The organism is Streptomyces chilikensis, assembly GCF_001642695.1.
Lineage (GTDB): Bacteria > Actinomycetota > Actinomycetes > Streptomycetales > Streptomycetaceae > Streptomyces > Streptomyces chilikensis.
Window position 1 is genome coordinate 1 of the sequence record NZ_LWCC02000097.1, and the last position, 11811, is coordinate 11811.

Here is an 11811-nt window from a genome sequence, read left to right on the forward strand (position 1 = left end):
GAGGCCCGCGGCCAGCCAGAGCGCGCCGTGCTCCCCGGCGCGGGAGAGGGCACGGGCCGCGGCCGCGGCGCGGGGGTCGTCGCCGCGCGCGTGCAGGGCGGTCAGCAGCCGGGCGTCGAGCCGCCGGACCGCGCGGACCACGCGGGGCGGGCGGAGGGCGGGCGGGGAGAGGGCGAGGAAGGAGACACCGTGCATGCGGCCCACTGTTCACCGGAGCACGCCCCGAACCCGTGCAATATGCGCCAAAAACCTACCAATCACCCGTTCCGGCGAGAAACGCGCCATATCCGGAGCGCTCGCCGCGCAACGGACGTCCCGCCGCTACCGTCGCGCCCATGCCGCCCACTCAGTCGCCCCCGCCGGACCTCGCAGCACCGGCCGACGCGCCCGCCGTCCCGGTCTCCGGGTGGGGCCGCACCGCGCCCACCGTCGCCCGGCTGGTCCGCCCCCGCAGCTACGACGAGGCCGTCGCCGCCGTGCGGGGCTGCGGGGCCCGCGGCGGCATCCCGCGGGGGCTGGGCCGGGCCTACGGCGACGCGGCGCAGAACGCGGGCGGCGCCGTGCTGGACATGACCGCGCTGGACCGGATCCACGCGGTGGACGCCGCCGGGGGCGTGGTGCTGTGCGACGCGGGCGTCTCGCTGCACCGGCTGATGCAGGTGCTGCTGCCGCTCGGCTGGTTCGTCCCGGTCACCCCCGGCACCCGGTACGTCACGGTCGGCGGGGCGATCGGCGCCGACATCCACGGCAAGAACCACCACGTCTGCGGCTCCTTCTCCCGCCACGTGCTGTCGCTGGAGCTGCTCACCGCCGACGGCACGATCCGCACGGTGGCCCCCGGCGACCCGCTCTTCGAGGCGACCTGCGGCGGCATGGGCCTCACCGGGGTGGTGCTCACCGCCTCGCTGCGGCTCCAGCCGGTGGAGACGTCCTGGATGACGGTGGACACCGAGCGGGCCCGCGACCTCGACGACCTGATGGCCCGGCTCACCGCCACCGACCACCGCCACCGCTACTCGGTGGCCTGGATCGACCTGCTGGCGCGCGGCGCGGCCACCGGCCGCGCGGTCCTCACCCGGGGCGACCACGCCCCGCGGGCCGCCCTCCCGCGCTCCCGGCGCGCCCGCCGCGACCCGCTGGAGTTCCGCCCCTCCCGGCTGCCCGCCGCCCCCTCCTTCCTCCCCGACGGCCTGCTGGGCCCCACCACCGTGGGGATCTTCAACGAGCTCTGGTACCGCAGGGCGCCCCGGCTCCGCACCGGCGAGCTCCAGCGCCTGCACGCCTTCTTCCACCCGCTGGACGGCGTGCCGCACTGGAACCGGGTCTACGGCCGGTCCGGCTTCGTGCAGTACCAGTTCGTCGTCGGGTACGGCGAGGAGGAGGCGCTGCGGCGGATCGTGCGCCGGATCTCCGGACGGCGCTGCCCGTCCTTCCTGGCGGTGCTCAAGCGGTTCGGCGACGGCGACCCGGGCTGGCTGTCGTTCCCCACCGCGGGCTGGACGCTCGCCCTGGACCTCCCGGCCGGGCTGCCCGGTCTCGACGGCCTCCTGGACGAGCTGGACGAGGAGGTCGCCGCCGCCGGCGGGCGGGTCTACCTCGCCAAGGACTCCCGGCTGCGGCCCGAACTGCTGCCCGCCATGTACCCGCGCCTGGAGGAGTTCCGCGCGCTGCGCGCCGCGCTCGACCCGCGCGGGGTGTTCACCTCGGACCTGTCCCGCCGGCTCGGTCTCTGACCCCACAACCCTCAGGAGCTCACGTGAAGGACGCGTTCGGCGCACCCCAGTCGGTGCTGGTGCTCGGCGGCGCCTCGGAGATCGGGCTGGCGGTGGCCCGCCGGATGCTCGTCCGCCGCGCCCGCGCGGTGTGGCTGGCGGGCCGCCCCTCCCCCGCCCTGGACTCCGCCGCCGCCTCGCTGCGCGCCCTGCGGCCCGGGGCCGACGTGCGGACCGTGGAGTTCGACGCGCTGGACACCGGCTCGCACGAGGAGGTGCTGGGCAAGGTCTTCGCGGAGGGCGACGTCGACCTGGTGCTGCTGGCCTTCGGGGTCCTCGGCGACCAGGCGCGCGACGAGCGGGAGCCGGCCGGGGCGGTGCGGGTCGCCCAGACCAACTACACCGGCGCCGTCTCCGCCGGGCTGGTGGCGGCCTCCGCGCTGCGCGGGCAGGGCCACGGCTCGCTGGTGGTGCTCTCCTCGGTGGCCGCCGAGCGCGCCCGGCGCGGCAACTTCATCTACGGCTCCAGCAAGGCCGGCCTGGACGCCTTCGCGCAGGGCCTGGGCGAGGCGCTGCGCGGGACGGGGGTGCACGTGATGGTGGTGCGGCCCGGGTTCGTCCGCAGCCGGATGACGGCGGGGCTGCGGGAGGCGCCGCTGGCGACCACGCCGGGCGCGGTCGCGGCGGCCGTGGAGTCCGGGCTGCGGCACCGGGCCTCCACCGTGTGGGTCCCCGGGGCCCTGCGCCCCGCCATGGCCGTCCTCCGCCACCTCCCCCGCCCCCTCTTCCGCCGCCTCCCGCTGTAGCGGGACGCCCGCCGCGGAGGGGGCACGCGCCGCGGAGGGGGGCCGCGCCGCGGAGGGGGGCCGCGCGCCGGTGCGGAGCCGGTGAAGGGCGGGAACCGGTGGAGGGCGCGGTCAGTGGAGGGTGGGGCGCCTCTCCACGGCGGCCTGGGAGGGCACCAGCGCGCCCCCGAAGGGGAAGTCGCGGAGCCGGCGCCAGACGCCGTCGGCGCCCTGCTCGTACAGCGCGAAGCCCGTGCAGGGCCACTCCGCCGTGTAGCCGGCCAGCTCCTCGAAGGCGCGGTCCATCGCCTCCTCGGCGATGCCGTGCGCGACGGTCACGTGCGGGTGGTACGGGAACTGCAGCTCCCGCGCCACCGGCCCCGCCTCGTCCCGGATCCGGGCCTGCAGCTCGGCGCACTCCTCCGCGCCGGACACCACCCGCACGTACACCACGGGCGACAGCGGGCGGAACGTCCCGGTCCCCGCCAGCCGCATCGGGAAGGGCCGGCCCTCCGCGGCCACCTCGGCCAGGTGCGCCTCGATCCTGGGCAGCGCGGAGGCGTCCACCTCGGTCGGCGGGAGCAAGGTGACGTGCGTGGGAATGCCGAACGCCGCGGCGTCGCCGAAGCCCGCGCGCCGCTGCTGGAGCAGGCGGCCGTGCGGCTCCGGGACCGAGATCGACACGCCGATCGTTACGGTCCCCACGTCGTCTCCTGTCGTGTCGTCTTCGTCACGCCCGTGCTGTGCCGGACGGGTGCTGTCACCCGCCATCGACTGTACGGCGGCGCACCGCCGAACCGGGAGGATCGCGCCCGCATCACCGGTGGCGCGAGGGGCGCTCGGGACGGCGGGGCGCCCTGCCCCGCCGCGCCGGACGCGCCGGACCCCTTCCGGTCAGTGCTTGGCCGGGACCAGGCCCATCCTCCGGTACGTCACCGCCAGCGTCTCCGCCGCGACGGCGCGCGCCTTCTCCGCGCCCTTGGCGAGGATCTGGTCCAGCGTCTCCGGGTCGTCCAGGTATTCCAGCGTCCGGTCGCGGAAGGGCGTCACGAAGTCGACCATGATCTCGGCCAGGTCCGTCTTCAGGGCGCCGTACATCCTGCCCTCGTACTCCGCCTCCAGCGCCGGCACGTCCTTGCCGGTGAGCGTGGAGAGGATGGTGAGGAGGTTGGAGACGCCCGGCTTGTTCTCGCGGTCGAAGCGGATCACGGTCTCCGTGTCGGTGACCGCGCTCTTCACCTTCTTCGCGGTGACCTTCGGGTCGTCCATGAGGTTGATCAGGCCCTTGGGGTTCGCCGTCGACTTGCTCATCTTGGCGGACGGGTCCTGCAGGTCGTAGATCTTCGCCGTCTCCTTGAGGATGTACGCGCTGGGGACGGTGAAGGTCTGGCCGTACTGGGTGTTGAACCGCTCGGCCAGGTCGCGGGTCAGCTCCAGGTGCTGGCGCTGGTCCTCGCCGACGGGGACCTGGTCGGCCTGGTAGAGCAGGATGTCCGCGACCATCAGCATCGGGTAGGTGAACAGGCCGACCGTGGTGCGGTCGCTGCCCTGCTTGGCGGACTTGTCCTTGAACTGCGTCATCCGGGAGGCCTCGCCGAAGCCGGTGATGCAGTTCATCACCCAGCCGAGCTGGGCGTGCTCCGGGACGTGGCTCTGCACGAAGAGGGTGCAGTGCTCCGGGTCCAGGCCGGCCGCGAGCAGCTGGGCGACGGAGAGCCGGGTGTTGCGGCGGAGCTCCTCCGGGTCCTGCGGCACCGTGATGGCGTGCAGGTCGACGACCATGTAGAAGGCGTCGTGGGACTTCTGCATGTCCACCCACTGGCGGACGGCGCCGAGGTAGTTGCCGAGGTGGAACGAGCCGGAGGTCGGCTGGATGCCGGAGAGCACGCGAGGACGATCAGAGGCCATGCCTCTCATTCTCTCAGGTCCCCCCGGCCCCCGGGGAACGGGTGCGCGAGGCCGGCCGCGCCCCTCGGCGGCCGCCCGGGCATACGGGTGACGCGGCGCGTGCGCCACCGGGCCGTCCGGCCGGAACCCTGCCATGGTGTCAGTCGTACCCGGCGGCTGCCGCCTGCCGGATCGTCTCGAGCGGAGGAGCGCGCCGGCCCCAGGTGCTCGCGCTCCGGCGAAGGAGTGCGTCATCTCCGGAAAGACCATCGCACTGTCGGGGGGAACCGGATTCCTGGGCTGCCACCTGCTGCCCCGGCTGCTCGCCCAGGGCCACTCCGTGGTCGCACTGGTCCGGGACGCGCCGCAGCAGGCCGTGCGCCGTCTGGAACGCGCCCTGGAGTTCGCGGACGCCCGGCCGGCGGTCGCGGCCCTGGACACGGGCCGGCTGCGCGTGGTGCGGGCGGACCTGGAGCGGCCCGGTCTGGGCATCGACCCCCCGGAGCTGCGGCGGCTGGCCGGTGAGGTCACGGAGGTGTGGCACTGCGCCGCCGCCACGGACCTGCGGGCTCCGCTGCGGGGCGTCGTCCGCGCCAACGTCGACGGCACCCGCCACATGCTGGAACTGGCGTCCGCCGGCGGCGCCGAGCGGCGGTTCGTGCACATCAGCACCGCCTTCGTCGCCGGTGACCGCCGTGACGGCGTGGTGGGCGAGGAGGACCTGGACGACTCCTACGGGTTCGTCACCCCCTACGAGGAGTCCAAGTACCGGGCCGAGCTCCTGGTCCGGTCCTGGGCGCGGGACGGCCGCCGGGCACTGGTGCTGCGCCCCGGCACGCTGCTGACGGACCGGCCGCCGTCCGGCCGCGGGCCGCGGTCACCGCATTCCGCGCTGCGGTGGGCCCTGAGCCGGCTGGCCGCCCTGGGGCCGCGGCACGCCGTCGAGCGCTTCGCCGCGGTGCCCGACGCGCAGGGGCGCGTCCGGCTCCGCCTGCCGGGCCGCGAGGACGGGCTGGTCAACCTCGCCCCGGTCGCCTACGCGGCCGACGCCGTCGTGCGGCTGGCCGGTGAGGACGGCGGCCCGGGAACGGTGACGCGGCACGTCGTGCATCCCGTGGACACCCCCGTGCGGAAGTGGATCGACGCCATCGCCGCACAGGCGCCCTGGGCGCGCGTGGAGCTCGTGGAGGAGTGGTCGCCCGCCAACGACCTGGAACGGCACCTGGTGGAGCTGAACCCGGGCGGACTCCGCTACGGCTACCACCGCCGCTCCTACGAGCGCACCGGGCTGGACCGGCTGGAGGCCCGCGACGGCGTCGCGGCCCCGCCCGCGCTCGACGCCGCCTACCTCCGCGCCGCCCTCAGCTACCCGGTCCGCACGGGCGCGGGGGCCGCGCGGCCCCGCACCGGTGCCCCCGGCGGTGCGGAGCCCGCCCCGCGGGACGGACGGATCCTCGCCTAGGCGCGCGACGGCTCGCGCCGCGCGGGCCGTCGCCCTTGGGCGATCCGGCCGTCCGCAGGGTGGTCCGTCCGGCGGGGGGAGGCCGCGGGCCGGTAGGGTGTGGGCGGGCCGTGACTGGCGCGCTGGGATGGGACGGACCATCGGGAAGCGGCCCGGAGAGAACACGTGCCGTGCGCCTGGGCCACACCGTGACCGCACTCCGCCGGAGGCCGCCATGCCCGACCTTTCCCCCGAGTCCGCCGCGTACCGCGCCGCCCTGGACGTCGTCCGCGCCGTGGAGCCCCGCGTCGCCGACGCGATCGGCCAGGAACTCGCCGACCAGCGCGAGATGCTGAAGCTGATCGCCTCCGAGAACTACGCCTCCCCCGCGACGCTGCTCGCGATGGGCAACTGGTTCAGCGACAAGTACGCCGAGGGCACCGTCGGCCGCCGCTTCTACGCCGGCTGCCGCAACGTCGACACCGTCGAGTCCCTCGCCGCCGAGCACGCGCGCGAACTCTTCGGCGCCCGCCACGCCTACGTCCAGCCGCACTCCGGCATCGACGCCAACCTGGTCGCCTTCTGGTCGGTGCTGGCCGACCGCGTCGAGGTCCCGGCCCTGGCGAAGGCCGGCGTCCGCCAGGTCAACGAGCTCTCCGACGCCGACTGGGCCGAGCTGCGCGCCGCCTTCGGCAACCAGCGCATGCTCGGCATGTCGCTGGACGCCGGCGGCCACCTCACCCACGGCTTCCGCCCCAACATCTCCGGCAAGATGTTCGACCAGCGGTCCTACGGCACCGACCCGGCGACCGGTCTCGTCGACTACGAGGCGCTGCGGGCCACCGCCCGCGAGTTCAAGCCGCTGATCATCGTGGCCGGTTACTCCGCCTACCCCCGTCTGGTGAACTTCCGGATCATGCGGGAGATCGCCGACGAGGTCGGCGCGACCCTGATGGTCGACATGGCGCACTTCGCGGGCCTGGTGGCCGGCAAGGTGCTCACCGGCGACTTCGACCCGGTGCCGCACGCGCAGATCGTCACCACCACCACCCACAAGTCGCTGCGCGGCCCGCGCGGCGGCATGGTGCTGTGCGACGACTCGCTGAAGGACCAGGTCGACCGCGGCTGCCCGATGGTCCTCGGCGGCCCGCTGCCGCACGTGATGGCCGCCAAGGCGGTCGCCCTCGCCGAGGCGCGCCGGCCCGACTTCCAGGACTACGCCCAGCGCATCGTGGACAACGCGAAGGCGCTGGCCGAGGGCCTGATGCGGCGCGGCGCCACGCTGGTCACCGGCGGCACCGACAACCACCTCAACCTGATCGACGTGGCCTCCTCCTACGGCCTCACCGGCCGCCAGGCGGAGCAGGCGCTGCTGGACTCCGGCATCGTCACCAACCGCAACGCGATCCCCGCCGACCCGAACGGCGCCTGGTACACCTCCGGCATCCGGATCGGCACGCCGGCCCTGACCACCCGCGGCCTCGGCACGGCGGAGATGGACGAGATCGCGGCGCTGATCGACCGCGTGCTCACCGAGGCCGTCCCCGGCACCACCGCCAAGGGCGCGCCGTCCAAGGCGCAGCACGTCCTCGACGCGAAGGTCTCCGACGAGGTCTCCCGCCGCGCCACCGAGCTGGTCGCCGGCTTCCCGCTGTACCCGACGGTCGACCTGGGCTGACGCCCGCGTCCCGCGGACCGCCCGCCGTCGCGGGCGGTCCGCGGGAGGGCTGCGGAGGTCAGAGGATGACGTGCGGCAGGAACCGCGCGTACGTGTCCGTCACCGGTCCCGCGCTCTCGCGGATGCCCAGTCCCGCGGCCTCGCCGTCGACGACCCAGGCGCCCAGCACCACCCGGTTCCCGTCGAACGACGGCAGCGGCGCCAGCTCCTGGTAGCAGCAGGGCTCCTCGCGCACCGGCGCCCCGGACCCGGCCTCGTGCAGCGTGACGCCGGCCCCCTCGCGTCCGAGCAGCGGCTTGGCGACGTACCCCGTGGTCGAGGCCATCTCGCGCGGGCCGTCCACGTACGCGGGCAGCAGGTTGGGGTGGCCGGGGTACAGCTCCCAGAGGACCGCCAGCAGCGCCTTGTTGCTGAGCAGCATCTTCCACATCGGCTCGATCCACAGGGTGGATCCCGTGCCGCCGCCCAGGTCGAGGGTCCTCATCACCTGCGGGCCGAAGCGGTCGGTGGTCAGCCACTCCCACGGGTAGAGCTTGAAGCAGCTGCGGATGAAGCGGAGCTTCTTGTCCACGAAGCGCCGGCTCATCCGGTCCCAGCCGATGTCCTCCATGGAGATCCACTCGGTGGTCAGCCCGGCCTGCTCGGCGGTCTCCATGAGGTAGGCGACCGTCATCAGGTCCTCGCCCAGCTCGTCGCCCGCCGTGTGGGCGAAGTAGAGCGGGGAGCCGGGCGGCAGCAGGTGGGCCTGCCTGCGCCAGGCGTCCACCAGCCGCTCGTGCAGGGAGTTCCACTGGTCGGCGCCGGGGAAGCGCTCCTCCATCCAGAACCACTGCGGGCTGGCGGCCTCCACCAGGGAGGTCGGGGTGTCGGCGTTGTACTCCAGCAGCTTGGCCGGGCCGGTGCCGTCGTGGCGCAGGTCGAAGCGGCCGTAGAGGGAGGGGACCTCGTCACGGCGGCGCCAGGACTCGGCGATCGCGCCGGCCACCCGCCGGTCGGTGATGCCGAGGTCGGCGAACCGGTTCTCCCGGACGATGAACCCGGCCGCCTCCAGGCACATCCCGTGCAGCTCCTCGACGACCTCCTCCAGCGCCTCGACCTCGGGGAGCGAGAGGACGTAGTAGGCGCTCTCGTCCCAGTAGGGGCGCAGGACGCCGTCGGGGTGGCGGGTGAGCGGGTAGATCAGCCCCTGCGCCTCGACGGTCCGCTGCCAGTCGGGGCGGGGCTCGGTGGTGCGGCGTTCCACTGTGTCGGTCAGCCTCCGCCGCTGCCGCTGCAGCCGAAGCCGTTGCGGTCGACGGCCTCCTCACGGCTGAAGGTGCCGTCCTCGGCCCAGCCGTCGTCGACCTCGGCGTCGTAGTACCAGCCGGCGTTGGTGGCCGTCCCGTACGAGGAGCAGGTGGAGTCGGCCACGATCCGGTAGCCGTTGGCGTACTCGTAGCTGTCCATGTCGACGCAGCGCCGGTCCGGTTCGGAGCTGCAGGACGTCAGCGTGGCGGCCACGACGCCCATTCCGCCCAGCACGACGGTGCTGGAGCGCAGCCGTCGACGCTGCTTCTGTGCCATGGTGGTTCCCCCCGGGTTCGGTGCGAGTGGTGCGGACGCCAAGACACCCGGAGGTTCTTGTTCGGTTCCCTCCGCACGGGTGTGCGGCGTCTGTTACGCCCGGCAGCCTAGGGATACCGGAGCACGAGAGCAACGTCGGTCCCGCGACAAGGGCCCCACGGGCGCCGCCGCTCCCGTGGAGGGGGCGCCCCGTGGGGCCCGCTGGGCGGTGGTGTCAGGTTCACCGCCCACGGGGCCCCTACCCACCGGAGCAAGATCGAACACCCGTTCAGGCCGGCCGGGCCCGCCGGACGTCCGGTCCCGCGCCCCGGCCCCGCCCCCCGTCGCGCACGGGAAAGGGGCGGCTCCCCGTGCCGGGGAACCGCCCCTTCGCGCCTGCCGCGTGAGCGCCCGCTGGTCAGTGCCCGCGCTCACCCCGGCCGCGCCGGGTCATCACCGGACCGGAGGGTCAGGCGGACTTGCGCTTGCGCAGGACCAGCATGGTGACGCCGCCGACGACCACGAGGGCGATCGCGACACCGGCGATCACCGGGGTGGCGCTGTTGCTGCCGGTCTCGGCCAGGTTGGTGCCGTCGTCGGCCTTGTCGCCCTGGTCACCGGCCGGGCTCGGCGCGGTCGAGGGCTTCGGGGCCCCGGAGCCGCCCTCGGAGGCGGTCTGGCAGTCGAGGATGCCGGTGAAGGTCTGGTCGAGACCGTTCGGACCGGTGACCGCGATGCTGTACTCGGCGTCCTCCTTCACCGGGACGGTGACGGTGACGTCCTTGCCGGCCTCGACGGTGTGCTTCTCGCCGCCGATGGTGACCTCGCCCGCCTCGTCACCGCTGTTGGTGACCTTGACGTCGACGCCGCCCTTGGCGCAGTTGTTCACGGCCTCGGCCGCGAGCACCGCGCCGGTGGTCTCCTTCTCGCTCCACGTGGCGGTGAAGGAGGAGGCGACCTTGCCCTGGGTGGAGCCCGCGAGGATCTGGGTCTGGGTCTTGACGCCGACGCCGGTGAAGGCGCGGCCGACCGACAGCTCGACGGAGCCCTCGACGGTGACCTCGGCGGTGCCGGCCGGGGTGCCCTCCGCGACGTCCACGTACAGCTCGCTGCCGTTGGCCACGCCGGTGACCGGGTTGCCCGAGGCGTCGACGACCTTGACGCCCTCGCCGGCGACCTTGACGGACGCGGTGCCCGCGTTGGTGGTGACGGTGACCGGGCCGAGCTTCTCGCCGGCGTTGCCGGCCACGGCGGGGGCGCTCAGCGACAGCGAACCGCCGGGCTCCTCGACGGACTGGGCGGCCTTCTCCAGGTAGTCGGCGAGCTGCTCCGCCTCGGCGTCCTTGGCCTCCGCCCGGACGTGGTCGGAGTAGCGCCAGATGGCGACCTGGGTGCCGACGGCGGCGTCGTTCTTGGTGAACTCGCCGGTGATGCCCGCGGCCTTGGCCAGCGCGGCCTCGTCGACCTGCGGGAAGGCGTTCTTCAGGATCCAGTGGATCTTGCCGGCGTCCGGGTTGTTCGCCAGCGAGGACTCGGCCCAGGACTTCTCCTGGTACGTGGCCCCGCTGACCGTCGGCGTGTGGGCGTCGATGCAGTAGCTCTGCAGGGTGCCGCCGCCGGCGATGTCCATCGTGAACAGACCGGCCTTGACCGACTCGCCGTTGATCGTGGCGCCACCGGTGTGCGACATCTCGGCCCTGAGCGTGGCCAGCGTGCCACCGGCCGGGTTGTGGTCGTCGGCGGCGGCGACGCCGGCCGTGGCCAGGGAGCCGCCGACGCTCAGGCCGGCGACGAGGATCGCGGCGGACAGCCGCGTGGTGGCACGTCTCCCTATACGGAACATACGTTTCCCCTCCGGGCATGGCGGCGTCACGTCGCATCAGGGCAACAGACCGACGGAACCCGCACACCAGCCCGCGAAATCTGCAACTCCCCAAGAACCAGGGGGTGCTTGTGAACGGTCGCGAACGCGACCGGGTGCCACATGATAATCACACACCGGAACCCGTGGTTCCCAAGGGACGGAAAAGCTTCACCGACGACGCGAGTTGCGCGTGTCGCCCATGTCGCGCCCGCGGCCGGCACGGAGTCAGGAGACGGCGAAGTGGTCGAGCGCGACGGCGAGTTGCTCCTCCTGCACCGGCCACTCGTCGGCCGGGCCGGCGACCAGCACGGCGTACATCGTCCCGTCGTCCGCCGTGAAGACGCAGTCCACGACCTGTTTGCGGAAGCCGAGTTCCTCGCTGTCGTACGCGTAGACCAGCTCCGCGGCGTCCGCGCCGACGGCGTCCGAGGCGCCTTCCGGCGGACCGGTCCCGGAGAGGGAGATCTCCTCGTAGCCCGGCTGCGATTCCAGGTGCTCGGAGGCGGCCTCCAGCGACTCCAGCGGAGTGATCCCCGGCTCGGTCACCTCGAAGACCTGGATGAGGGAACTGTCGTCCCCCGGCGTGTAGAAGACGCCGTTGTCCCGTTCCTCGCGCGTCCAGTCCTCGGGCACCGCGAGGGTGAAGCCGGCCGGGTCCTCCGCCAGCCGGTAGCCGTCGGGCACCGCGGTCCCGTCCTGGGACGGCGACTCCCCGGGGGTCCCGGCCGGGCCGGGTCCGGTCGCCGGGTCGTCGGTGGTTCCCGGTTCCGCGGCGGGCGTGGTGGCGGGCGCGGCCCCGGCCGGAGGGCCGTCGTCGCCGACCAGCCGCCAGCCGACGGCCGCCCCGGCCAGCGCGCCCGCGACCAGCACCGGGACGGCCACCCGCAGCAACCGCCGCCGGC

At 74.1% G+C, this 11811-nt stretch carries 9 protein-coding genes, 2 pseudogenes and 1 riboswitch; of the genes and pseudogenes, 4 read left to right on the forward strand and 7 right to left on the reverse strand.

What is annotated here, in order from left to right; translation table 11 throughout:
• Positions 1 to 195 (reverse strand): annotated as a pseudogene (locus A2U95_RS24175) (hypothetical protein); the annotation flags it as partial.
• Between the two features lie 140 nt (positions 196 to 335).
• Between A2U95_RS24175 and A2U95_RS24180 the strand changes: the two are divergent.
• Complete coding sequence (locus A2U95_RS24180) at positions 336 to 1733, forward strand: decaprenylphosphoryl-beta-D-ribose oxidase (RefSeq protein WP_166026726.1); 1398 nt, start codon at positions 336 to 338, stop codon at positions 1731 to 1733.
• A 23-nt stretch (positions 1734 to 1756) separates the two neighbouring features.
• Positions 1757 to 2518 carry a decaprenylphospho-beta-D-erythro-pentofuranosid-2-ulose 2-reductase gene (locus A2U95_RS24185; protein ID WP_166026728.1) on the forward strand — a complete coding sequence of 254 codons (762 nt, stop codon included), beginning with the start codon at positions 1757 to 1759 and terminating at the stop codon, positions 2516 to 2518.
• 111 nt (positions 2519 to 2629) lie between these two features.
• Here the strand turns inward: A2U95_RS24185 and A2U95_RS24190 are convergent, their stop codons facing one another.
• Together A2U95_RS24190 and trpS are read right to left on the reverse strand one after the other, a co-directional pair.
• Complete coding sequence (locus A2U95_RS24190) at positions 2630 to 3202, reverse strand: 2'-5' RNA ligase family protein (protein ID WP_166026730.1); 573 nt, start codon at positions 3200 to 3202, stop codon at positions 2630 to 2632.
• Between the two features lie 189 nt (positions 3203 to 3391).
• A complete protein-coding gene (gene trpS / locus A2U95_RS24195; RefSeq protein ID WP_166026732.1) occupies positions 3392 to 4405 on the reverse strand; it encodes a tryptophan--tRNA ligase in 1014 nt (337 codons plus the stop codon).
• A 133-nt stretch (positions 4406 to 4538) separates the two neighbouring features.
• Between trpS and A2U95_RS24200 the strand changes: the two genes are divergently transcribed.
• Entirely contained in the window at positions 4539 to 5846 is a 1308-nt protein-coding gene (locus tag A2U95_RS24200) for an SDR family oxidoreductase (RefSeq protein ID WP_206283049.1), read from the forward strand.
• 100 nt (positions 5847 to 5946) lie between these two features.
• A riboswitch (ZMP/ZTP riboswitch) is annotated at positions 5947 to 6035 on the forward strand.
• Positions 6036 to 6060: 25 nt separating this feature from the next.
• Positions 6061 to 7503 (forward strand): glycine hydroxymethyltransferase, encoded by a 1443-nt coding sequence (locus A2U95_RS24205; protein WP_166026736.1) that lies wholly within the window; start codon positions 6061 to 6063, stop codon positions 7501 to 7503.
• Between the two features lie 58 nt (positions 7504 to 7561).
• Here A2U95_RS24205 and A2U95_RS24210 read toward each other — a convergent pair whose 3' ends face one another.
• From A2U95_RS24210 to A2U95_RS24225, 4 genes and pseudogenes are all read right to left on the reverse strand, one after another.
• Positions 7562 to 8746, reverse strand: a complete 1185-nt coding sequence (locus A2U95_RS24210) for a glutathionylspermidine synthase family protein (RefSeq protein ID WP_166026738.1) — start codon at positions 8744 to 8746, stop codon at positions 7562 to 7564.
• An 8-nt stretch (positions 8747 to 8754) separates the two neighbouring features.
• A complete protein-coding gene (locus A2U95_RS24215; protein ID WP_166026740.1) occupies positions 8755 to 9066 on the reverse strand; it encodes a hypothetical protein in 312 nt (103 codons plus the stop codon).
• 448 nt (positions 9067 to 9514) lie between these two features.
• Positions 9515 to 10888: a Cys-Gln thioester bond-forming surface protein gene (locus A2U95_RS24220; protein ID WP_166026742.1), complete on the reverse strand. Its 1374-nt coding sequence runs from the start codon at positions 10886 to 10888 to the stop codon at positions 9515 to 9517.
• 246 nt (positions 10889 to 11134) lie between these two features.
• A pseudogene (locus A2U95_RS24225) lies at positions 11135 to 11811 on the reverse strand (hypothetical protein); the annotation flags it as partial.

Excerpts from the sequence above, each read along its gene's own strand:
- A2U95_RS24180 (WP_166026726.1), top strand. The coding sequence starts at position 336 with ATGCCGCCCACTCAGTCGCCCCCGCCGGACCTCGCAGCACCGGCCGAC.
- trpS (WP_166026732.1), bottom strand. The coding sequence starts at position 4,405 with ATGGCCTCTGATCGTCCTCGCGTGCTCTCCGGCATCCAGCCGACCTCC.
- A2U95_RS24200 (WP_206283049.1), top strand. The coding sequence starts at position 4,539 with ATGGTGTCAGTCGTACCCGGCGGCTGCCGCCTGCCGGATCGTCTCGAG.
- A2U95_RS24205 (WP_166026736.1), top strand. The coding sequence starts at position 6,061 with ATGCCCGACCTTTCCCCCGAGTCCGCCGCGTACCGCGCCGCCCTGGAC.
- A2U95_RS24215 (WP_166026740.1), bottom strand. The coding sequence starts at position 9,066 with ATGGCACAGAAGCAGCGTCGACGGCTGCGCTCCAGCACCGTCGTGCTG.
- A2U95_RS24220 (WP_166026742.1), bottom strand. The coding sequence starts at position 10,888 with ATGTTCCGTATAGGGAGACGTGCCACCACGCGGCTGTCCGCCGCGATC.